Consider the following 21,765-nt stretch of genomic DNA (forward strand, 5'->3'; position numbering starts at 1 on the left):
CCAACCAAAACAAGCTAAACATAACCAAAATATTATATAACATTAAATCAATTTTCTAATTATTTATGAGAAAAAAAATTAACCTTATTATAGCAATGAGCATTGTTACAACCTCGTTGTTATATTCATGTACTTCTGAACTTGAAACAGAAAACCAGCGGGAAAACTCAAAAGAAAACTCAGCCCAATTAGCCTCGAAAGAATCAGCTTGTGAGCTTTTTAGTTCTGCCGTTGAAAGTACAATTATTCCAGGCGTAAAAGCAGTAAATCTTGAAAATGGAATTTCAACAACATGCCATAATAATATATTAATTTTTCCAACTTTACAAGATTATGAAAATTCAATCTTAAAACTTGACCAAATGATTGATGCCCATAACGATGATTTTGACCAACAAACTGCCAGCATGACTGATGTTGAAGCAGATGATTATGCAGATGAAGTCGGATTTAATGAGGATCTGCCATTGCTGAAATTTGAAGAAGAGCTGGGCTTTTGCTCTTTAAGGCAACATATCGAAACTATAGAAGATGAGTGGTTGAGTCAACAAGGTGACGGGCCATGGAACTTGGATTTTAATCCCGATAGTCACTATATTGATGATGAAACGGAAAGAGCATTATTGAGTGTGGGATCTGAGTTTATTATAGGCAATTGTAAAAGCGGTTATACTTATTATAAAAAATTTGATTGGGGGACTGTTGAAATTGAAATTAATGATTTAAACTCACTTTCCACAGTTATAGCTGCTCTAAATAATATCGTTAGCCCTACAAATATCAATGGAGCTACCTTGGCCCAAGTTACTGAATTAATAAACGCATCTGATACTCCTAATAAAGTAAGCATTAAAGATATTGGTGCGGTAGTAGGTGTAATTGGCCAACAACCTGGCAGCGAATGTAAGGATAACAATAAAGAAAAAGACGAACACATATTTAGTGGAGACAGGAGGATCATATGGAAGCATAAATATGGTAGATTGTTAAATGGAGGCGGTAATGTAGTAATAAGAGCGAAATCTATTACGAAGTCTTACAGAAAGAAGAAAAGTAAATGGAAAAAATACAGGGCGACAATCAGCGCAGGTTTCAGTGGATCGGCATTTGTTATTTGCTCAACTGCTGAATCATTGGACTCTAATACTACTAAAAAGAGAAAGAGGGTAAAACTGATGAAGTATACTGACGATGTTGCTGGAAATAATCAGCAAAAAAGGCTCAAACCAAATGGGTTATTCAGTACACACAAACAAGAAGGAAATTCTTTTCAGAATGACGTCTATTAACATTTACAAAAACATTGGGGAAAATCCCCAATGTTTTATTCATTTTATTATGGGTAATGATCTATTCACAGAGCTGAATTAAAATATTTAGCGGTTGTGCCAAATTCGTGGCAATGTTCATATTGTGAAATATTAATATTTTGATACTCAAAAATATAAGGGGCATAGTTCGAATCCCTCACTCTCTGCAAGGTTTAAATAAAAAAACAAAGAACTAAACGGTTTGAAGTTTTCAACATCTGAGCTACCTGAAGGAAACTATTTTGTTGTAATTAATTACGTTTTTTGGGTAGTTTTTATTATTCTGATTAGACTGTAGGAAACAGTTTTATATCATTTTTAGTTTAGAAAAGCTGCAGCAAAATACAACTGTGGCTGCTAAAATTCTCTTATTTTGTTATATTCTGATTTGTTACAAAATGAATATATTAAATCTGGCAGCAGATAAAAATTTACTTGAACCAAATTTAAGTTCAAAAAAGTATATCTATCCAAAATTCCTCAGATGTAATTCACTGGATATTGTATCATTATCTGGAATTGAATGTATGAAAATGGCTTAAACAGAAGAGTTCAGAATTACTGTATATAAGTAACATTACCTCTATTTGGAGATGTTTTTGGAATGGAATTCCTTGATCCGGAAAATATAGGTGAACTGGGATCTGATTTACAGAACCTCTGGTTATTATATAATTCCGTTTTTGTCATTAATTGCCAAAGTTTTGTGATTTCCCAATTTTCTGCAATAAAGTCTTTTTCAGTGATGTTTTATCGTTCAACGCTTTAAGTATAAGATCGGAACCATGGTAATCAATTGATTAACTGGTATAATTGCATGTGAAAAAAAAGATTGGGATTTTATGATATTGATAACCATATGATTAAAAAAATACGAATGTTAATATTTTATAATATAAGAAATAATGGAGTATCTTTTGCGTTAAATTTGTATAAAACCCTATATGTGCAAAGTCTATTTATTAGCTGTTAAATTAATTTCATTATTTGTCTTATTGGTTATCCTGTTATGCTCTTGTACTTCTTCTGTAGAAAAGGGTAACGATTATCTTTATAAATTTAATGACGAGTCCTTTGCAATGATTAATCAGCCTGAAAAAATCAATGCATTAAAAAAGAGAGAGCTGGAAAAGTATAAGAAAACCGGTGATCGTCTTTATCTGATAAGCAGTGAATATTGTGGCCTATTTACCCATCATGACAAATTTCCCGATACGGAACAAGTTTTCTTGATTTATAAAATTCTGAACCTGAATAATGATCAATATGATTATATAACGATTACCTGTAACTTTAACCTGGCTTATCAGTTTTTGAATATTTCCCCTGCCCAATCCATGGAATTTCTGGATAGAGCCATAGAAATAGATGAAAAAATAGGTAAAATGTACTTATTACCAGATATGTACCACCTGAAAGGCAAATTATATTATGACAGAAAAGATTATAATAAGGCGCTTCTTTATTACAATAAAGCTATGGAATGCTACATCAAAAGAAGGAAAAAGGGTTATATCCTTTATATTGCCTCTATGTACAGCAATCTGGGCACAGTGTATGAAAAGCAAAAAAATATTGATCTGGCCATTGAAAACGCTCAAAAAGCAATTAGTATTTTAAATGAGAAGAAAAAATTAACTTCAGAGGAACAGTATTATCTTCAGTATTTTAAGGGCCCTCTTGCTATTTATCTTACAGAGAAAAAAGATTATGAGCAGGCAGAAAAGTTACTCCTTACAGCACTGGAGCATTACAAAAAAATAGATTTTTATGATGATTCAATCAGTGCTATTCAAAAACTGATTGATATCTACAAAAAATCAGGAGAAAAAGGTAAGTATGCATCAATAATTAATTCTCTGATTGAAATAGAGCCCAAAGCCAACACGCTTCCGTTCAAAATTACAGCTAATAAAATGCTTCAGGACTATTATTCGGAAATAAATGATCTTCAGAATTTAAAATTGGTATCCAAAAACCTGACGGCTTTAGAACATCAGCATGATACCGATTCTAAAGAAAAGTTACAAAAAGTATCTGATTCTTTGTATAATTATGTATTACAAAAGATAGATGAGGAATATGATCGTAAAATGGCCGAAAACAAAAAAAGAAACTGGGCTCTTCTGGCTCTGGCATTATTTACAGTTTTATTTCTGATTTGGCTCATCACGTACACCAAAAAGAAAAATAAAAGAGAAAAGGAACTTCTGGAGCATCAAAAGCTCATCCTGGAGGAAAATAAAAGATTATTGGAAAAGGATGTACAGCTGCATAAAGAAAAAAATAAAAACCTCAACTTAAATCTTAATCTGAAAATAGAAACCGAAAAAGCTCTTCTCGAGAATCTGAAAAAGATAAGAAAAACCAAAAAGACTGATGTAGAGCAGAATTTGAAAGAATTACAATTCAAAATTAATAACCTGATCCAGATCGATAAGAAAAACTATGACTTCATTAATGAAAGTTCATTGGAAAATAAGCTCTTTACGGAGAAACTCTCTCATCAGTTTCCTAGTCTTACAGAGCAGGAGCTTAAATTATGTGTTTATTTTAAGCTTAATCTTTCATCAAAAGAAGTCTCTTTGCTTGAAGGAATTACTTCGGGAAGTGTGAGGGTATATAAAACGAAAATCAAATCAAAAATGGGATTAGAACGAGAGGAAGGATTAAATGAATTTCTAAACACGATATGAGTTATGTTGAATAAAATATAGTAAAACAAAATTAATTCAGTGTATTAGTTATTTTGTTGAAAATCATATTTTAAGATGGGACATGTTAAAAAGATAGCTGTCCTGTTTTTATTTTTTTTGTATTTTTATTGAAAGGAAAAATGTCTTTTTTAGCCATGAAATGTTTTATTCAATCCTATTATGAGTAAAAATATTATAACAGTTCCGTCTATACACGAGGTGCTTCAGGATAATAAAAAACGGAAATCTATTTTTGCCGGATGCATTGCTGTGTTCATGATGGCTAATGTGCTTTTGGATTATTTATATACACTTTTTCAAAAGAGTACATTTTATATTTCAGAATCTTTTTTATTCAGTGCTTCTTACTGGATTTTGTTTTTTCCTTTGTGGGCCTTACTCTCTGCCGGGCTGAAAAAAATGAATAGTGTCGCATTGAAGTTGGCCGTAACGCTTGCAGTCATTACATTTCATCTGCTTCTTTATCCCGCATTAGTCTGGTTTTTATCCGAAATATGGTATGATCATACATTTCCTTATCAACAGACGTTCAACTTTGCATTGTCGGCTTATTTTATCAAAACAGTACTTGTGTATGGCTTTTCATTGGTGGCATGGATGCTGTTGAGTAAAAATATAAACCAGCCACAAGCAGATGAAGAAACCTGTCAACAAAACTTTATCCGTTCAATTATCGTTACAGATCATAATCATCAAAAACTGGCCTTGGCTATCAGTGATATTTTGTATTTTTCAGCTAACTCACCCTATATTAACATACATCATCTTTCAAAAAAATATCTGTTGACAAGCACTTTAAGATCGTTAGAAACACAATTGGACCCTACACAGTTTGTCCGAATCCATAAATCAAGTATTATCAATATTCAAAAAGCTGTTTCCTACAAATCCCGGTTAAACGGAGATTACGATGTTACTCTCTCAGATGGTGCGGTTTTACGCATCAGCCGTAATTATGCATCAGATTTTAAAATGAAATTTGGAACGATTCATGGGGAGAATAAAACATTCCCATCAGTTATCAACTGAACAAAAATCAGAAATATAAATACCCCTCAGGTTACGGTAAAATTACCTCATTTCACGATATTCTATTTGTAAGAGAATGAATTACAGGATTTCTTTGCTGAAAATTCTGTACAATGAAAAATCTGATGATCTGCAAAACAATTTTTCTTCTGTTGTTGTTTATTGCCTGCGATGGACAAACCAATAATACTATAAAGAAAAATAATAAAACGGTGGGAGGTAGCTGTGATGGCTGTGAACTGATGTACATAGGTATGCCGGAAAAAATATCTTCCATAGAAACCAGTCCCGGCTGGGATGAAACCGGGCAAAAATTAGTAGTTACAGGAACTGTTTTTCAGCTGGATGGGAAAACCCCTGCGCCTGATGTTATTATATATTATTGGCAGACAGATCATACAGGTCATTACACGCTTACAAATGATATGGATGAGAGAACAAAACGTCACGGTCATATCAGGGGTTGGGTAAAGACTGATGCAGAGGGAAAATATACAATTAAGACGATCCGTCCTGCCCCTTATCCTGATGACGTTCTGCCTGCCCATATTCATTTATCCATTAAAGAGCCTGATGTGAAGAATGAATATTATACAGATGAAATTAATTTTGATGATGACAAACTGCTTATTCCCTACAAAAAGAAACATCCTCTTGAAAATCGCGGAGGGAGCGGTGTTGTAAGAATTCTTTTAAAAAACAATGTGCAGATAGCTGAACACGATATCGTACTTGGATTGAATATTCCGGACTATCCCAAAAAATTGAAAACATCAAAAAGATCGGGTTTGAATATTGGTGAAGATCAGCCTTCATTTATTCCTTTTCATGCATACGGTTTGGATAAGGGAACACAAACCTGTCCTGTATGCAAATATGGACGCTATCACGGTATTTTATATTTTGTAGGAAATCAACCGGACCGGAATGAAATAAAAAACTGGCTGTGGTTTTTGGAACAGGAAAGCGAAAAGAGAAAAAAGCATCTGAAGGTTTATTTTATATATGGAGATGAAAAAAACTATAATAAGCAGTCCAGGCAGGCAGAATTGGAAAAGCTGGGAATGGAGCTGCACATTAAAAATATGGCTTTAACTTTTGTTCCTTCATTTACGGACAAAACAACTGAAGCTTATCTGAACAAAATAAATCCTGAGGTTAAAAATACTTTTATCATCTACAAACACAGGAGTATTGTTGATAAATACATTGATCTGCAACCAACATCTGAAAATTTTAAAAAACTTTCCGATGCGCTCAACAATACACAGGGCGACTACTTTGATCTTCCGGAAACGGAATATGAATAATTTAGGTAAATGAAAAATGGCCGGAAAAAGCTCCGGCCATTCTGTAAAATTCACTGTTTTTATTTTACTTTTTAATTCCCTTTATGGTTTGTTTGGTTCCGTCTGTCATTTCTACAGTTAAGAAATAAACTCCGGAGTTAAGATCTGAAAGACTCAACTGGGCGGCTGGTTTTTCTATTGTTTTAAGTACTCTTCCTGAGGCATCAGAAACTGTTACATTTTTCACTTTTTCTATCTGAGAAATCATAACGATATCAGTGAACGGATTAGGAGAGATTTGTACTGTATTTTGCTTTGTTTTCACTTCGCTGGTTGCCAGATTTCCTGCTACCACTTTCAGGTCATCTATTCCAAGATACCATGGAGCTCCTGTAGACGAAACATCTAGGGCAAAGTAATAAACACCTGTAGTAGGAGGGGTAAACGTTACAGAATATGGAACATAGGTGGTGGTTCCTATATCAGGAGTGATAAATGTTCCCAAATCAGTTGCTCCGGTTATCGCCTGTTGTGTATTTACTCTTACATTTCCTGTATATCCAATATAGCTGCTCGTTGTACCTCCTGTATTATAGTTGAAGGCAAATGTATAAGTCGTACCACCTGTCATATTGAAACCCGGTGTCCATAACTGGCTTGCAGTGGTGTTACCGTATGGTATTCTCATATAATTAGGCGCTGATTTTGGAGTGTTGTAGGAAGTGGAGTTGGAGGATACCCATGCTTTGGTTCCGGTAACATTCAGCCAGCATGTTGGTACAGGTCCAACGCTTGTCATACTGTCGAAATTCTCAGTCCATGGAAGGTTAATAGCTCCGCAAAGGGTTGAGAAAGTAAATGGTTTCCATAGCCCTTTAACTCCGCCGCAATTGGATCTCACCCATAAATAATAGGTTGTGACAGCATTCAACCCCGGAATATTTACCGTTGTTACTCCTGCACCTACAGAACCCATAGGAGAAGGATTTTCCGTTGGAGGAGTAGAGTTTGTAGAATAATAATAGTCGTAACCGTCAGAAGGTGCTGAAGTCGGTGCATTCCAGCTGATTTGGGCAGATTGTGAAGTTGGTACCGCTGTAATGTTGGTTGGTGACTGACACGCCGGAACAAAACTAGAGGATACAGCAAAGATATTAGGGATTCCGGTTCCTCCTGTTTTAGCAATCGTAATGCTTTGAATGATTTTACTCTGATTCGCTGCATCCAGTACCAGCTCTTTCTGATACAATCTTGGATTGGTCCCGCCTGCAGGATCTGTGGCATTGTCTGTAAGACTTACTCTTCCTATTCCCTGAATAGCAAAGCCTGTTGCTCCATACCAATCCGATAAAGCAATTCCCGTAAAGACTTGGTTAGAGCCGTCTGAGAAATTAACAGTAGCCGATACCGTAGATGTTCCGCTTCCGCTTGTTGCAAGAAGGTAGAGCTTTAATGCAGCGGAAGGTGTTGCCAGGGTAAGTGTTCCCGAATCATTAGTTGCAGCAAGACGCAATGAATTGTTTGCATCCAGAGACGCCAGCTGATACGATAATCCCGGAGTAGCAGCTACAACAGAATTGATCACTCCATTTACCGGAATTCCGAAATTAATAGGAGTGCTTGAAGAAGTAAGCTGAAAGTTTCTGGCTACAAATGCATAGCTCACCCCATCCACATCTGAAGTAGTGGTGGTACTGGCAGCTCCGATGCCGTTGGCAATAACATCAGCTGTAAATCCTGATTGAATCTGCAGACTTTGATAATCCTGTGCGGAAAGCGCAGTGCATGAAAAAGCCATGACCCCTACGGATAGGGCAGTGAGTAGTTTTCTTCTCATATTTTAACGTTTTAAAAGATTTTCATTATGGTTGTTTAGTTTCATGTTACCATTTTTTATCAAAAAATTCACATGAATCTTTTTCAAATATAGATTGTTTGATTATAAAGATATAATTGTATTTTGTCATTTTATTAATAAAAAAATAACATAATAAAATATTTTGATTCAATAAAATTCAATATACGTTATAGTATTCTGAATATTTAAAATGTGTACTGAGAGAAATTAATGCTGCATTCTGATTTAAAATAGTAAAAAACAAAACCTCCAGATTCTTGATCTGAAGGTTTTTCAAAATGGCCTATAATCGTCGGAATATATTTATATTCGTTTGTTATAGTAATAAATACTTTTCAGTTTTTCCCGGTTTATCCGGATGATATCTCCGTTTTTAGTTTTGTGTTTCTTCTGCAGAGGTTTTCCGTGAACAGAAATCGCCTCTGTTTCAATGAGCCGGTTTAATTGGGAGGAGGAAATAGCCAGCCCAATCCGGATAACAGAAGAAAATCTGAGGTTAAACTCAAAAGGATACCGGATGGTAAAGGTTACTGTTTCACAGTCTTCATTTATAATATCTTCTAAAGTAATGGAGTTGTGCAACACATCATATTTTACACTCTCCAGGTCAGCTTCGGTATTGTTTTTTCGTCTCATTTCTTGAGAAAAAGCGTATTCCCAGGCTGTTTCCGGGTCATTGGCCATAAATTTTTTATACAACTCCATGTTAATTGATTCTGCTCTGATACGTGAAAAGATGGTCATATTATACGTGTTGCTGCATTTTATGCATCTGTAGATGAGCCAGATATCAATATTTTTTTTCTGGGCGTTTATTCTGAATTTTTCACTGCAGTAAAATTTTGTGCTGTCGCAATGGCTGCATCTTTTTTTGAGAAGGGGAGTGTTCCTTGCTTTAATCTCCCATATATGTTCTGTACTCATTATAACGGTCTAGCTTAGTATTCTTTGATAATTTTGACCCATTATTCACTGTATACTGTTTTTGCAGAATTGCAGCAGCTAAAACATGAATAGCAGATGCCACCGCCTTTGACAGTACAATAAATAATAGAATGAAATGAAATAAAGCCCGGACAGAATTACCCGGACAAAAGAATGATCAGCTGCAGTAAATGAAGCTGATACTAAGCGGTAATAATAAGTTTAAGAGTGGTCCTCAAAATAGGTTGTTTTACTTTTACAAGGTGAAAATAGTCAATTTACCTGAAACTTTAAAGGCTTATTGATGATTTTATTATGGTCAGGAAGCTTTTTTCATGGCTTTATCGGATATTTACTGCTATAACAAGACAAAAATTACTTTAACTTTGTCAATTGAATGATATATGCCGGATACTGAACCTGGTACCAATGGCAGAATCATTTAAAAACTAATACTGAGTGACTTAAAATTTAGCGGATAAAACAATTATGAAATATAAGTTCTTAAATTTTAAATTGAGGAAAATTGTTCATTATTCATTGATTCTGTGTATTTTACTGATACAGGTTATTATAGCGGTATTTTTTTACACCGAATCTGTCAATGGAAAAAAACTGAAGTTTATTAAAGACCAGCTGGAGGACAGCAGGGCATTGGGAGGTCTGACTGATAACTCAAGAAGAGACTTTATGGATGCACAGAAGTACTTCCAGAAATATATGGCAACCCAGGACGATAAAGACCTGAAACTCTATTTTGAAGCACTTAAAAAGCTGAAGAATAATTTTGATAAAATTAATAAGTATGAAAACATCAATCCAAGGTTGAAAACTAATCTGGCACGGCGGAAAAAAGATACAATGGAAGTTGTAAAGCTTAAAACCTTAATAGATTCCGTATACCAGTCTTCTAAGAATCCACCGGCTAAAATTGAAGATAAGCAATATGAACCTAAGAAATATAAAAATAACTTCGAAAACCTGAGTATAGAAACCAAAACCTATTCCGATACTGTTAAAAAGAAAGGCTTTATGGGAAGGTTGAAAGATGCCATAACGGGGAAAGTTGAGGTGAAAAAAGAAAGCACAGTAATTACCCTTACCAATAATAAAACCGTTGATCTGCCCGGGCTGAAATCAGAAATGGATAGTACCATGAAGTCAATGGATAAGCATTATGCAGGTGAAGTACAGAAAATTAAGCTGTATGCAGTTAAAAGCCAGAAGGATAATATGCATTTTTACACCAATTTCGGGAAACTGCTGATATACAGCAACGGTCTGATTGACGTATATGATAATGCCATTAAGGATTTTAAGTCTGAACTGGAAAAAGAATACAATGAGCAGAGCTCGGCCAATAATAAGATCAGAAAGTATCTGGTATTGGGATTAATGGTGTTGATGTTCATTGTATCCATCCTGATTATGTATTTTACAAGAGTTGCATTTATCTATGAAAGAAAACTTAACGCGGCCAATGATGAAATTAAAAGAAACCTTAATTTCAAAAACAGGATACTGGGAATGCTCAGTCATGACTTGAGATCACCACTGAAGATTATTAATATTTTTATTGATAAGATCTACAGAACAACAAAAGATGATACGATAAAAGATTATCTCCAGTCCATTAAATTTACCAATAGCACCCTGTTGCTACAGTCTAACCAGATTCTGGAATACACCAAAAATCAGGATGCAGATAAGAAGCTCATCAACACGGTCTTTGATCTTAAAAATGAAATCAATTCTATTGTAAAGGTTATTACACCTTACATAGAAACCCGAAATAATAAATTTGTTGTAACAGACAGGATTCCTGAAAATCTGACCGTGTATTCAGATAATATAAAGATCAATCAGGTATTTATGAATATTCTTGGAAACGCCAATAAGTTTACAGAAAACGGACAGATTGATCTTTCCCTGATTACAGAACTGGCAGGTGAAAATAAAATTTCTCTGATCACTACGGTAACCGATACGGGAGTCGGGATATCAGAAACAGATGTTAAGAAAATTTTTGAACCGTATTATCAGGGAATTGTGTCTGATGAAATTGACAACCTTGGAGCCGGTTTAGGATTAAGTTTATGCAAGGAAATCGTAGAGCTTTTTAATGGTGAAATATCTGTGACAAGCAAGCTTTATAAAGGAACAACCATAACATTCAGAATGAATTTAAATATCAATAATAATGGAAATGCCAATTGAAAACAGGGAAATTAATTTCCTTTTAGCGGATGATCACAGCATTGTAAGGCAGGGAATGGAAATCGTTGTCAGTGATATTGCTCCTAACGCCAGAATTTATCATACCTCATCCTTGCAGCAAATTGTAGAGCTGATAAAAACCAAGGAGATAGAAATGGCCATTATTGATGCTCATTTTCCGGAAGGAAACAGCCTGCATAGCATATCACAAATGAAGACTGTAAATCCTGATATTAAAATTTTAATCTTTACAGGGCTTGAAGAAGATCTGTATGCACTTAAATTCATAAAAGCAGGAGCCAATGGCTATCTGAGTAAACTGAGTGAAGAAGAGGACGTAAGAGAAGCTGTTTCGAAATTTATACAGAACGGAGAGTACTTTTCTGAGACTTTACGAAACTTACTGGTTCAGTTTGTCTACAATCCGAGTCTCATCAATCCGCTAAGCAGTCTTACCAAAAGAGAACTGCAGATTGCTGAAATGTATGCAGAAGGATATGGAAATCTTGAAATATCCAATGATTTGGGCATCAAACAGAATACAGTGAGCACTATTAAAAAAAATATATTTGAAAAATTAAAAATAGAAAATCTGGTTGAGCTGATCGATCTCATCAAAACCCATCATAAAATATAGAATTTCATCTTCAATTTTTATCATCAGAACCGTTTTATCGATAAATATCTATGCTGTTATCGACAGGTATCGATGGAAATTATAGTGCATCCTGTTTTGTAATGTTGTTACTTTGTACCAAGAAAATTTACTAATAAAAACATTAAGTCAACCAAGATATATGTGAAATAGTAAATGATCGCTTGCTAATAGAATAATAAACACAAATTATATAAAGAGCACAAATGATGAAAACGCAAGTGATGAGATGAATAGATGTGTATGCTTGACCTTAGAGTCCGCTTCTTGAAAGCTATTATTAAAAAAACACAAATTAATATAAAGAAGTTTAATTGGTCTTTTTAGGTTAATACTACAGTTAAAAAGGGAGCAGCTGCTCCCTTTTTTATTTTTATAATTATCCCGGTTAGAAGGAAATACGACAATTTTTACGCTTCTGCTTCCTAAATCGATCAATCAAACCTATTACCTCATTTTATCCTTAGCTAGTGTAAATTTCTGTTTTTTCAAAGCTGTAAGTTTAGATAAGGTCTTTGTATTTCTAAGATAAACTAAGCGCCCTTGTTTATCTTAAAAACACCCGGCGATTAATTATAAAAATGAGTTTTTCTCCAATTTTTACAGGTGGCTCCATTACTTTTAAATAGTTTTTAATCTTTCTTTGTACTTAATAATTTTTTACATTAGGATTTAATATATCTATATATTTTGACAAAAAAACTTACAGTAATAGAGAGAATACGTTCATGAAAGATAATTATATATATGTTTTTATTGGAAAAAACTCCGGTTTCCCATCAGGAATTTTTACAACCTTGGAGAAAGCATTAGAATGGATAAAAAAGTATTCATTAAGTGGGATCTTAAATAAATATCCTGTAGATATAGGACTATATGATTGGGCCGTACAAAAAGATTTTTTCACAGTAGAAAATGAATATCAAAAACGATCAGAATTTGTTCAACGGTTTACTTGTGCATCAATGGAGCATCTTCATTTTGAAAATGGGAAACAAAATTGAAATATCTCAGATGATTCCATGCTTAATTTTAGAATAAAATGATCAGGAACTTGCTTTCAGCATCGTGGGTGAGGTTCCATACTTCTTTTTAAATGCAAAAGAAAAGTGTGACAGGTCTTCAAAACCTACTTCAAGATAAACATCCTTAGGCTTTTTATGATGTTCCATTATCTGATAATAAGCCAGTTCAAGCCTTTTACTGATCAGCCATTTCTGTGGAGTGATATTAAAATGTTTTTTAAAATCACGGTTGAAGGTAGACAAACTCCGGCCCGTTAAATATCCCAGTTTCTCCAATGGCATATTGAACATAAAATTCCGTTCCATAAAATTAACCAGGTCAACTTTTCCCGGACTGTCAAAATTGGCAAGAACTCTGTCTACATCAGGGTTAATAGTTCTGAGGATCGTAATGGCTTCTGTAATTTTAAGGCTGGCTATATTTTCAGGGAAAGCTCCGTTCATATCAAAATAAGGAACCAATGAATTCAGAAAGCTGTCCAGCAGAGGGTGGTTATTAAAGCTGTAAATATGCTGGTTGGGAATTATCGTTTCCGGGAGATCAATTTTTTCATAGAAATGTTTCAGACGTTCCACAGAAAGATGCAGGACAACTGTTTTGTGGGGAAGCCCTCCTTTAGGGTAGTTGACAATAGTAGCCAGCTGATTTCTGGGGATCAGGAATATATCACCTGCACAAAAATTATAGGTCTTATCTGCCTGAATAATCCTGGTTTCGCCGGAAATAAACCATACCAGCATATGATCTTCAAACATAAGATCCGATTTGAACAGCTTATCCTCATAGCAGGATAGCTTAATCTCTTTGGTCAGGTATTTTGAGATATGTTCCATGTTTAAATATAGCGAATTTTATCGGTTTTTATCTGTTCGGAAACTCCGGTATTCTCTGTCATACACTCTGCCCTCCATCGATCAGAAACTCCGATCCTGTGATAAATGAAGCATTATCACCCGCAAGATAGGTAACCAGCTTGGCTACCTCAGAAGGTTTACCGAATCTTTTCAGAGGAACAGATTCCAGCATGGCATTTTCCAGACTGTCGTTAAGACCTATCTTCTGCATAATCTCTGTCGCTACCGGACCCGGACTTACAGCATTAACCCGGATACCCCGGTCTGCCAATTCCAGTGCAGCTATTTTCATCAGGGTATTTAATGCCGATTTACTGGAAGCATACACAGAGGCCATGCGAGGAGAGATATGCGCTGAGCTTGAAGACAGCAGAATAACGGATGCATTATCATTCAGTAGAGGAATAAAAGTACTTAAGGTAAAAAATGCGCCTTTGAAGTTGATATTCATCACTTCATCAAACAGTTCTTCAGAGGTAGATTCTATGGAAGCTGTTTTTGTAATCCCCGCGTTGATCAGCAGAATGTCTATTTTATCATAGCGCTGGGCAACTTCGGAAGCCAGAGCTTTTATATCTGTTATATTTGATTGATCGGCTATGATGCCGTCTGCGCCAAGTTTCGTGCAGGCAGCATCCAGAGCATCCTTTCTTCTTCCGGTGATGATAACAGAGGCTCCCTCACGGATGAATTCCTCTGCTGAGGCATATCCGATACCGCTGTTACCTCCCGTTACAACAGCAATTTTATTTTTTAATTGTTTCATTTCTTTATTTTTTAATGAGCTAGTTGATTAATCCGCATTGAAAGTAATTCCTGTAACTTCTTCGCTCCATGTCCAGAGGCGTTTTGCACTGTTTTCATCCAGAGAATAAGGTTTTACACCCTGAGTAACCGTATTTTCAAAGGAAAGCGGTGCAACGCCCACATCTTCGCAATACACTCCGCCGATGTTATTCAATAAAGGGCTCGTAGCGCACCATACCGTAGTGGCAGCCCCTTGAGGGATTGTTTTTAGGGAAGCCTGTACTTCTGGAAGCATATTTCCCCGATCATCAACAAATCCCATTTTTTGAAAAAGTTCCAAAGGAGCTTCTCTGCCGAGTTCAGTTCCTGCGATCGATCCTGGATGTAAAGAATAGGCTCTTACTTTATTCGATTGGGAGCGGGCATCCAGTTCAAGAGAAAAAAGATTAACGGCGGTTTTCGATTGTCCGTAGCCAAGAAGCGTTTCATATTCACGGGTAAGAAAATTAGGGTCTTCAAAATCAAAAGGAGCGAACTGGTGTCCCTGTGATGATACATTCACAACTCTTGCCCCGTCAGCACTTTTGAGAGCGGGCCACAGTCTTGCTGTTAACTGAAATTGAGCCAGATAATTGGTTGCCAATTGAGATTCAATACCGCGCACATCTTTACGGAAAGGAACCCACATGATCCCTGCATTGTTGATCAGCAGATGTAATGACCTTCCCGAAGCCAGAAATTTTTTCGCAAAATGATCTATGGATGCCGGATTCATCAGGTCCATGGGTTCAATTTCTACATTAGAAATCCCATAAAGATTCTCTCTCGCCTTTTCTACATTCCTGGCAGGAACAATAACAGTTGCTCCGGCAGCAGCCAGGGTTTTAACGGTTTCCAGACCTATTCCTGTATTTCCTCCGGTAACGATGGCTGTTGTACCTGAAAGATCAATTCCTTTAATAACATCTTCTGTTGTTGATTTTGCATTAAATCCTGAGTTGAGAGGCTTTTGCAGCACTCCCTGGTAATTGTTGGTTTCCATTGTTTTGTTATTTAAATGTTACATGACAAAGGTATCGCGGAATTTTCTGCAGCGTTTTGCTGTAAATGTCAATTTACTTTGTTGTAAATGTCATACTGGTAAAAATGAGATGATGGGTTTCCATAAAGATAATCGTGACGTTTTAAGTATATTTGAGTTTGAGAATTAAAATCATTGAAAATCATAAAGTAAGAATATTTAACTAAATTGATATGCCAATACCCGATAATATAAAAAGAGAACATGTGTTTCAGGCGATTATTACAATCGATAGAGAGGGAATCCCTCTCAAAAGAAAATCGATCTATTATAATTTACTTTATGCAGCAAAAGAATACCCGTGTAAACTTATAATTTCCTGGGCAAGTATTTTCATTGATGATGAAGAGTTGGATCCTGACCCAAACAACTTTACTACTTACCATGTTCAGGATTACCTTGAAAAATTAGGCTTTACTGTTTTTTAAGCCCTAGCTTTCAATATAGTGCTTACAGAAATCTCATACCGCCCCCAATACCCATTAAACAGCTTTGTGGATTATATCTGGATAGGAAAATCTCCTGATCTCAAGATGAGGTTTGTGCATCATGCAGCCTTATTTACCGAACTTATTTTCAGTTATGGGGACCATTATACGGTGGGAGGAGAAAATACTGAAAGAGTCACTGGCAGGGCAGGGCTTCAGATTATATCCGGATTAAAGCAACAACCGTTCGTAACTGAGACGGAAGGTGTTTATGAATGCATTGGATTACTATTAAAACCCTTCTGCTACGGAATGCTGATCCGTGAATTTGGAACCGGGACTATGGAAGCTATTTCCGAAATCTTATATGACTGTCTGTTTGATAATGAAAATCCGGATTTTGAAGAAGCCGAAAAATGTTTACTGAAAGTATTCGGCACTATGCAGCCCGATCCTGATCTCATGAAATTTGAAAAATATCTGGCTTCTGAGATGGGAGGAAAAGGAATGCTTAAAGACTTTAGTGAACTGCTGCCGATTTCCCAAAAAAGTTTCATTCAGAAATTCAGGAAATATTATTTTTTGACTCCCGGTGAATATCTGAACCTTTATAAAATGAACAGAGCGGTAAAGTTTCTTCAGAATAACCGGTCGGACAGATTAACTGATATTGGCCTTAATTCCGGATTTTATGACCAGTCCCATTTCATCAGAGTATTTAAAAAATTAAGCGGTCAGACCCCAAAAGAATTTTTAAAATCAGGAATAAGGTAAATTCTGTACAATTCTGAATCACATGCAGAAATTAATTTTGTACTGTAATTTTAAAATTGAATTCGATGGATCAGAAAAATAAGGTATTTATTGCCACAAGCCTGGATGGATATATTGCAGACCGAAACGGAGAAATAGGCTGGCTGCTTTCATTACCAAATCCCACCAATGATGATATGGGATATAAGGAGTTTAACTCCCATATTGACGCTCTTGTCATGGGCCGGAATACCTTCGAGGTGGTGTGTGGATTTGACGAATGGTATTATCAGAAACATGTTTTCGTACTGAGCAGCAGCATGACAGAAATTCCTGAAAAATTCAGGGATAAAGCTTCATTGGTTAAAGGAGACTTGAAAGATATTCTGGAAGGAATTCATGGAAAAGGCTATCACAATCTGTATATTGACGGAGGAAAAACCATTCAGGGATTTTTGAAAGAAGACCTGATTGATGAGATGACCATTACAGTGATCCCTTATCTGTTAGGTGCAGGTATTCCTTTATTTGGAGACCTTCCTGAAATGCTGGAATTTGAATGTACAGATACAAAAATCTTTCTGAATTCAATCGTTCAGAATCATTTTACCAGAAAGAGATAACATTTTTCTGTTGATAAAAAGAAGCTTATCTGTCAGGATTTTAAAACAAATACAATCCAGAAAAAGAGACTGATTGACAACCAGTCTCTTTTTCTGTTATTGATAGAAGTTAATCCCATTTATTCTTTGTTGAAACTGCAAATTTTCCGGCTCCGGTAAAAAAGAAACTTAAACCAATCAGAAGGTATATGGCTAATAATTCGAGGGCCCATCCTCCAAATTCATTAAGCTTAAATATACTGCCTGTCTGGGCAAGAATAATAGCCGTAAAACAGTTGCCTGCAAAAATTAATCCGGCCAGTCTTATCCTAAATCCTGCAATAATGAGTAAAGGGGCAATAAGCTCGCCTGCAAATACCCCATAGGCAAAGAATGGCGGAAGTCCCTGCTGTGCCATCATGTTTTCAATAAATCCAATTCCATGTACCAGTTTGCTGATTCCGTAAACCAGCATAGGAAATCCAACGGCTATTCTGCTGATCAGAATACCCAAATCAATGTTTTTGTTCATTTTTATGATTGTTTAAAAGTTATATTTTACAAATACCCCGATATTTTCCAACGTTTTTTTACCGTTGTTGAACTGGTCAAAATTGGAAGCGATACCATACATCATTTTATCCTGTTTCACTCCTAGTCTCAGGAATTGCAGTCCTCTCAGATAGCCACTGTCATCTAAGTTTCCGATGGCCAGCAGGCTGAAATATCCCTGAAGACCTTCTTTCAGGTTGGGGAAATATTCAAATGACAGCGACTGTTCCAGGGAAAATCCTTTCTGATAGGTTGCTCCGAGTGAATAAGAAAAGGAATAAAAAGACTGGATGATTTTATACTGTGCAGAAACCGTAAAGAAGGCTCCCGGATTCTTCACTCCGAATGCGGTATTGATACTTACTTTTTTAGTAAAACTGTAGGAAAGTGCATTTCTTATAAAAAATATATTGTCTTTGTCTTCCGTATATTCAGTGTCAAACAGGGTAAGATTGTTCAGTTTTAAATGATCACTCAGCTGATAATTTACATTGTGCATATAGGTGTAGGAACGGTGCCCCAGAACAAGATCGGAAGTGTAGGAAAGTTTCTGTGCATTCAACTTTGAGAAAGTGGCTGCCAGAATCATAACAACAGCATATTTAGCCTTCATAATTGTACTCGTTAAAAATTCTACGGGCAAAATTATCCAGGCTGAAACGGAAAAAACTTAAGAAAACTTAAGAAAGGTCAGACAGGTGTTTTTTTCTTAAATAACTTAAATATTCCACTGTAATTCCAAGGTAGGAAGCAATCATGTATTGGGGAAAACGCTGTTCAATATTGCGGTATGTTCTAATAAAACTGCGGTATTTGGTATAAGCATCTACCCGTGAATGTTCAAATGTCCTTTCCTGAAGCATCACATAAGCGTTCTGAATTTTCAGACGCCAGAATTCTGATAGAGCCGGAACCTCTTTATACAGCAGTTCCAGATTATTTCTGCTGATCTGTATAACGGTAGTTTCCTCATTGGCCTGAATAAACATTCTTGAAGGCTGTTCACTCAGATAGCTGTACAGATCATTAATCCACCAATTTTCGATGCCGAGCTGGGAGGTGTTTTCTTTCCCTTTTTCATCAATATGATACGCATACAAACTGCCTTTGGCAATAAAACGCATATGCTTTGAAACCTGTCCTTCACGAAGCAGATATTCCTTTTTACTGAGGTGTATAATTTCTAATTTGGGAATGATGGATTCAATATGTTTTTCTTCTAAAGCAACAATTTCCTTGAAATGCTGTATTACTTGTGAAATGGCCGTATCTGTATCCATGAAGGGGAGGTTTTGTAGAAAATACGCTGTTTGATGACAGGTATATAATGCTGTAAATGTACGCAAATATTGTGGTTCGTTGTATGATACAGAAGATGGACAAGTCTTTAATATATTATTTGTGTAAAATTTTCATTAAATATTTAATTTTTAGTAATTTTTTATTGGTTAACTAGTCGTATTTGTATAGAAAAAAATCTATAAATTTAAGTCGATATAATCTCTATTGAGTTTGTAAATACCGATTTTTATATAGTATTTTTGTCTTTTTTCTGTTTCCTTATTAATTGTACTGTTATTAAATATTTTCATGATAAATATTTTCAGCCCTAATTTTTTTCTTAATAACGCTATGTCTGGACATAAGAAAATCATTTTTCTGTTGCTTATTATTTTTCAATCTCAATTGTATTCTTCCCAAAACCGGGATGAATTGATGAAAATTGATAAGCTGCTCAGGCTTTCGGACAGTTGTGCGCAGGTAGATTTTGGTAATGCTTTGAAGTTTTCAAAAGAGGCTTTGGATATGTCGGAGAAAGCAGGTGATTCCGAAAGAAAGGCTTGGTCTTATTATTATATTGTGCGGTCTCTGGTTTTTTTCAGACGGTTTGAGGAATGTGCTCCCTATCTGGAAAAAGGGATGAAAGAAAAAGCGGTTCAGCAAAATAATATACTAAAAGCCTCTTTTTTAAGCCTGGAAGCTGGTTATTACAGCAGAATGTCTTTATTTGAACAGGCTTATCAGAATAATCTGGAAGTGCTGGATTTATTGAAGGGAAGAACTGATCTGGAGTCAGAACTGATTACTTCAAATATGTATATTGGCATTGCAGACTATTATACAGAATTGAAGGATTATAAAACAGCACATTTATATGCCAATAAATCTATTGCTGCTTCTGAAAAAATTCCCATGAATGAATATCTTTCTGCTAAAAGGATCTACAGAGGCAGGGCTTTTATTTATTTTTATAAAAGCTGGATCTATCTGCAGGAAAAAAGACCTGCTTTAGCTTATCCTTTTGTTCAGAAGGCTTATGACCAGGCAGTTCTTGAAAAATATCATTATCTGGCTCCATTCTATGAAACCTATGGAGATTACTATTTTCAGACCTATGATTATAACCATGCTATCGATTTCTATGTAAAAGCGGCAGAGAATAAAGAGAAATTCATGCAGAATTCAGCCTATGTAGATTCTAAAATAGCGGAGTCCTATAAAATGCTGGGCAACGGTGAAAAAGAAATTGATTATCTGAAAAAAGCAGAAGCTCAGCATAAGCTGGATTTGGAAGATGATAAAAGGATTGTTCAAAAAGAAGTGGACAGAATCCTGCTAAAGAAACAGAATGAAAAGTCGGATTTAATGAAAAGAAATATATTGATTATTCTGTTGGTAACAGCTGCTTTTATTGTATTGCTGGCAGTAGTTATAATACGTTATCAGAAGATCCGGAAGAAAAAAAGAGAAATTATTGGAGAGCAGAAGATCAGGCTTTCCGAAATAGAATCAGAAATAAAAGAAAGAGAAGAGAAAATTGAAAAGCTGCAACAAAAAGTCTCTGAATCATTCTCTGAACTCAGTGATCTTGTAAAAGGGAACTCTTCTCAATTTTGGGGCCGTTTTCAGGAAGTCTATCCTGATTTCTGTACAAAAATGCTGGAAATAAACCCAATGTTAAAAGCCTCTGAACTCACTTTTTGTGCTTATATCTATATGGGTTTTTCTACCAAAGAAATTGCAGAATATACTTTTAAAGCTTCCAAAACCATTGAAAATAACAGATATAATCTGAGAAAAAGGCTATGTCTCAGTCCGGAAGAAGACTTAATGGTCTGGATCAGAAAATACATAGATGGAGCTTAGCAAGTATTTTATTTTTATAACGAGAACCTGTAAAAGGTTCTTTTTTTATGCCTGTTTTTTCCGGGATAGAAAAATCCGGTAACGCTTCAGTAGGGAAAGGTATATAATTCTAACTTTTTATTGGGAAAATATTGATGTTTTTTAATTTTGTAAGACACTGATAGTCATTATTTTGTTTAAATAGAGGGCCTGATGAGGGCCTGTTTTTTTTATTTTTTTTGATGGGTTTCATTCATTTGCAGTTGATTTTACAACACATTGATGGCATCAGAAAAATACGATATAGCATTAATCATTTTATTACTTGTTATTTCAGTTTCGAAACTGAGAATAGTAATGGCGATGTTTTTATTAAGGCTGTCTGTTTTTCTTTTTTCAGATGCTGAGAAGTATTTTTTATCTGTAGGAAATTCAGGAGATCCAACGGATGATTTCTATTTAAAAAAATATACAAGACCTCCGCCTTTTCTGGCAATACACGATCATAAAGATATGAATTGGTTTATTTCTCCAAAAACACAGATTCCTTAGAAATAAACCGACGATTTGAAAATCAACAATCAATTTTAAAATATA

The 21,765-nt window shown here is 35.3% G+C and carries 20 protein-coding genes; 12 read left to right on the forward strand and 8 right to left on the reverse strand.

The annotated features are described in order from the left end of the window. Window positions 1-65 precede the first annotated feature (65 nt). The 4 genes from FW768_RS00805 to FW768_RS00820 all read left to right on the forward strand — a co-directional run bounded on the left by FW768_RS00805 (window position 66) and on the right by FW768_RS00820 (window position 6,366). Window positions 66-1,289, forward strand: coding sequence for a hypothetical protein (locus tag FW768_RS00805; protein ID WP_153391500.1), 1,224 nt, complete (start codon window positions 66-68; stop codon window positions 1,287-1,289). Between the two features lie 965 nt (window positions 1,290-2,254). Then, window positions 2,255-4,006 (forward strand): tetratricopeptide repeat protein, encoded by a 1,752-nt coding sequence (locus FW768_RS00810; protein WP_153391502.1) that lies wholly within the window; start codon window positions 2,255-2,257, stop codon window positions 4,004-4,006. A gap of 180 nt (window positions 4,007-4,186) precedes the next feature. Beyond that, window positions 4,187-5,056: a LytTR family DNA-binding domain-containing protein gene (locus FW768_RS00815; protein WP_153391504.1), complete on the forward strand. Its 870-nt coding sequence runs from the start codon at window positions 4,187-4,189 to the stop codon at window positions 5,054-5,056. A gap of 113 nt (window positions 5,057-5,169) precedes the next feature. Further along, window positions 5,170-6,366: a dioxygenase family protein gene (locus tag FW768_RS00820; protein ID WP_153391506.1), complete on the forward strand. Its 1,197-nt coding sequence runs from the start codon at window positions 5,170-5,172 to the stop codon at window positions 6,364-6,366. Window positions 6,367-6,430: 64 nt separating this feature from the next. Here FW768_RS00820 and FW768_RS00825 read toward each other — a convergent pair whose 3' ends face one another. Together FW768_RS00825 and FW768_RS00830 are read right to left on the reverse strand one after the other, a co-directional pair. After that, window positions 6,431-8,182, reverse strand: coding sequence for a T9SS-dependent choice-of-anchor J family protein (locus FW768_RS00825; protein ID WP_153391508.1), 1,752 nt, complete (start codon window positions 8,180-8,182; stop codon window positions 6,431-6,433). A 324-nt stretch (window positions 8,183-8,506) separates the two neighbouring features. Continuing rightward, on the reverse strand, window positions 8,507-9,127 hold the full coding sequence (locus tag FW768_RS00830; protein WP_153391510.1) for a DUF1062 domain-containing protein: 621 nt from the start codon (window positions 9,125-9,127) through the stop codon (window positions 8,507-8,509). Window positions 9,128-9,616: 489 nt separating this feature from the next. Between FW768_RS00830 and FW768_RS00835 the strand changes: the two genes are divergently transcribed. The 3 genes from FW768_RS00835 to FW768_RS00845 all read left to right on the forward strand — a co-directional run bounded on the left by FW768_RS00835 (window position 9,617) and on the right by FW768_RS00845 (window position 13,003). Continuing rightward, window positions 9,617-11,344: a sensor histidine kinase gene (locus tag FW768_RS00835; protein WP_153391512.1), complete on the forward strand. Its 1,728-nt coding sequence runs from the start codon at window positions 9,617-9,619 to the stop codon at window positions 11,342-11,344. Beyond that, window positions 11,328-11,981 carry a response regulator transcription factor gene (locus FW768_RS00840; RefSeq protein WP_185151917.1) on the forward strand — a complete coding sequence of 218 codons (654 nt, stop codon included), beginning with the start codon at window positions 11,328-11,330 and terminating at the stop codon, window positions 11,979-11,981. Before FW768_RS00835 ends, FW768_RS00840 begins: the two co-directional genes overlap by 17 nt. Before the next feature lie 746 nt (window positions 11,982-12,727). Then, complete coding sequence (locus FW768_RS00845) at window positions 12,728-13,003, forward strand: DUF7710 domain-containing protein (RefSeq protein ID WP_153391514.1); 276 nt, start codon at window positions 12,728-12,730, stop codon at window positions 13,001-13,003. Window positions 13,004-13,045: 42 nt separating this feature from the next. On the opposite strand, the gene FW768_RS00850 is transcribed toward FW768_RS00845, so the two are convergent. Genes FW768_RS00850 through FW768_RS00860 form a run of 3 tightly spaced genes read right to left on the reverse strand, consistent with a single transcriptional unit; the run spans window position 13,046 to window position 15,668 of the window. Then, window positions 13,046-13,858 (reverse strand): helix-turn-helix domain-containing protein, encoded by an 813-nt coding sequence (locus tag FW768_RS00850; protein ID WP_153391516.1) that lies wholly within the window; start codon window positions 13,856-13,858, stop codon window positions 13,046-13,048. Window positions 13,859-13,916: 58 nt separating this feature from the next. Beyond that, the gene (locus tag FW768_RS00855; RefSeq protein ID WP_153391518.1) at window positions 13,917-14,645 is read right to left on the reverse strand and encodes an SDR family oxidoreductase; all 729 of its coding nucleotides are present in this window, start codon (window positions 14,643-14,645) and stop codon (window positions 13,917-13,919) included. Between the two features lie 27 nt (window positions 14,646-14,672). Further along, the gene (locus FW768_RS00860) at window positions 14,673-15,668 is read right to left on the reverse strand and encodes an SDR family NAD(P)-dependent oxidoreductase (protein ID WP_153391520.1); all 996 of its coding nucleotides are present in this window, start codon (window positions 15,666-15,668) and stop codon (window positions 14,673-14,675) included. A gap of 212 nt (window positions 15,669-15,880) precedes the next feature. Between FW768_RS00860 and FW768_RS00865 the strand changes: the two genes are divergently transcribed. The 3 genes from FW768_RS00865 (at window position 15,881) to FW768_RS00875 (ending at window position 17,511) form a co-directional block, all read left to right on the forward strand. Continuing rightward, window positions 15,881-16,135: a hypothetical protein gene (locus FW768_RS00865; protein WP_153391522.1), complete on the forward strand. Its 255-nt coding sequence runs from the start codon at window positions 15,881-15,883 to the stop codon at window positions 16,133-16,135. A gap of 18 nt (window positions 16,136-16,153) precedes the next feature. Beyond that, the gene (locus FW768_RS00870; protein ID WP_317163046.1) at window positions 16,154-16,909 is read left to right on the forward strand and encodes a helix-turn-helix domain-containing protein; all 756 of its coding nucleotides are present in this window, start codon (window positions 16,154-16,156) and stop codon (window positions 16,907-16,909) included. Between the two features lie 65 nt (window positions 16,910-16,974). Next, the gene (locus tag FW768_RS00875; RefSeq protein WP_153391525.1) at window positions 16,975-17,511 is read left to right on the forward strand and encodes a dihydrofolate reductase family protein; all 537 of its coding nucleotides are present in this window, start codon (window positions 16,975-16,977) and stop codon (window positions 17,509-17,511) included. 109 nt (window positions 17,512-17,620) lie between these two features. Here FW768_RS00875 and FW768_RS00880 read toward each other — a convergent pair whose 3' ends face one another. The 3 genes from FW768_RS00880 to FW768_RS00890 form a co-directional block, all read right to left on the reverse strand. Continuing rightward, window positions 17,621-18,022 (reverse strand): DoxX family protein, encoded by a 402-nt coding sequence (locus tag FW768_RS00880; RefSeq protein WP_153391527.1) that lies wholly within the window; start codon window positions 18,020-18,022, stop codon window positions 17,621-17,623. 12 nt (window positions 18,023-18,034) lie between these two features. Further along, the gene (locus FW768_RS00885; RefSeq protein WP_231128602.1) at window positions 18,035-18,655 is read right to left on the reverse strand and encodes a hypothetical protein; all 621 of its coding nucleotides are present in this window, start codon (window positions 18,653-18,655) and stop codon (window positions 18,035-18,037) included. 67 nt (window positions 18,656-18,722) lie between these two features. Continuing rightward, the gene (locus FW768_RS00890; RefSeq protein ID WP_153391529.1) at window positions 18,723-19,322 is read right to left on the reverse strand and encodes a Crp/Fnr family transcriptional regulator; all 600 of its coding nucleotides are present in this window, start codon (window positions 19,320-19,322) and stop codon (window positions 18,723-18,725) included. A gap of 436 nt (window positions 19,323-19,758) precedes the next feature. On the opposite strand from FW768_RS00890, the gene FW768_RS00895 reads away from it, so the two are divergent. Both FW768_RS00895 and FW768_RS00900 read left to right on the forward strand, forming a co-directional pair. Continuing rightward, on the forward strand, window positions 19,759-21,189 hold the full coding sequence (locus FW768_RS00895; RefSeq protein WP_153391531.1) for a tetratricopeptide repeat protein: 1,431 nt from the start codon (window positions 19,759-19,761) through the stop codon (window positions 21,187-21,189). Between the two features lie 261 nt (window positions 21,190-21,450). Then, complete coding sequence (locus FW768_RS00900; protein WP_153391533.1) at window positions 21,451-21,720, forward strand: hypothetical protein; 270 nt, start codon at window positions 21,451-21,453, stop codon at window positions 21,718-21,720. The last annotated feature ends 45 nt before the right edge of the window (window positions 21,721-21,765 follow it).

Source organism: Chryseobacterium vaccae, from assembly GCF_009602705.1.
Classification (GTDB): Bacteria; Bacteroidota; Bacteroidia; order Flavobacteriales; family Weeksellaceae; genus Chryseobacterium; species Chryseobacterium vaccae.

Bases quoted from the DNA above. Each gene is read 5' to 3' on its own strand.
- FW768_RS00815 (WP_153391504.1), top strand. From the start codon at position 4,187: ATGAGTAAAAATATTATAACAGTTCCGTCTATACACGAGGTGCTTCAG.
- FW768_RS00835 (WP_153391512.1), top strand. From the start codon at position 9,617: ATGAAATATAAGTTCTTAAATTTTAAATTGAGGAAAATTGTTCATTAT.
- FW768_RS00860 (WP_153391520.1), bottom strand. From the start codon at position 15,668: ATGGAAACCAACAATTACCAGGGAGTGCTGCAAAAGCCTCTCAACTCA.
- FW768_RS00855 (WP_153391518.1), bottom strand. From the start codon at position 14,645: ATGAAACAATTAAAAAATAAAATTGCTGTTGTAACGGGAGGTAACAGC.
- FW768_RS00875 (WP_153391525.1), top strand. From the start codon at position 16,975: ATGGATCAGAAAAATAAGGTATTTATTGCCACAAGCCTGGATGGATAT.
- FW768_RS00890 (WP_153391529.1), bottom strand. From the start codon at position 19,322: ATGGATACAGATACGGCCATTTCACAAGTAATACAGCATTTCAAGGAA.
- FW768_RS00880 (WP_153391527.1), bottom strand. From the start codon at position 18,022: ATGAACAAAAACATTGATTTGGGTATTCTGATCAGCAGAATAGCCGTT.
- FW768_RS00885 (WP_231128602.1), bottom strand. From the start codon at position 18,655: ATGAAGGCTAAATATGCTGTTGTTATGATTCTGGCAGCCACTTTCTCA.
- FW768_RS00895 (WP_153391531.1), top strand. From the start codon at position 19,759: ATGAAAATTGATAAGCTGCTCAGGCTTTCGGACAGTTGTGCGCAGGTA.
- FW768_RS00810 (WP_153391502.1), top strand. From the start codon at position 2,255: ATGTGCAAAGTCTATTTATTAGCTGTTAAATTAATTTCATTATTTGTC.
- FW768_RS00900 (WP_153391533.1), top strand. From the start codon at position 21,451: ATGGCATCAGAAAAATACGATATAGCATTAATCATTTTATTACTTGTT.
- FW768_RS00825 (WP_153391508.1), bottom strand. From the start codon at position 8,182: ATGAGAAGAAAACTACTCACTGCCCTATCCGTAGGGGTCATGGCTTTT.
- FW768_RS00865 (WP_153391522.1), top strand. From the start codon at position 15,881: ATGCCAATACCCGATAATATAAAAAGAGAACATGTGTTTCAGGCGATT.
- FW768_RS00840 (WP_185151917.1), top strand. From the start codon at position 11,328: ATGGAAATGCCAATTGAAAACAGGGAAATTAATTTCCTTTTAGCGGAT.
- FW768_RS00805 (WP_153391500.1), top strand. From the start codon at position 66: ATGAGAAAAAAAATTAACCTTATTATAGCAATGAGCATTGTTACAACC.
- FW768_RS00850 (WP_153391516.1), bottom strand. From the start codon at position 13,858: ATGGAACATATCTCAAAATACCTGACCAAAGAGATTAAGCTATCCTGC.
- FW768_RS00830 (WP_153391510.1), bottom strand. From the start codon at position 9,127: ATGAGTACAGAACATATATGGGAGATTAAAGCAAGGAACACTCCCCTT.
- FW768_RS00820 (WP_153391506.1), top strand. From the start codon at position 5,170: ATGAAAAATCTGATGATCTGCAAAACAATTTTTCTTCTGTTGTTGTTT.
- FW768_RS00845 (WP_153391514.1), top strand. From the start codon at position 12,728: ATGAAAGATAATTATATATATGTTTTTATTGGAAAAAACTCCGGTTTC.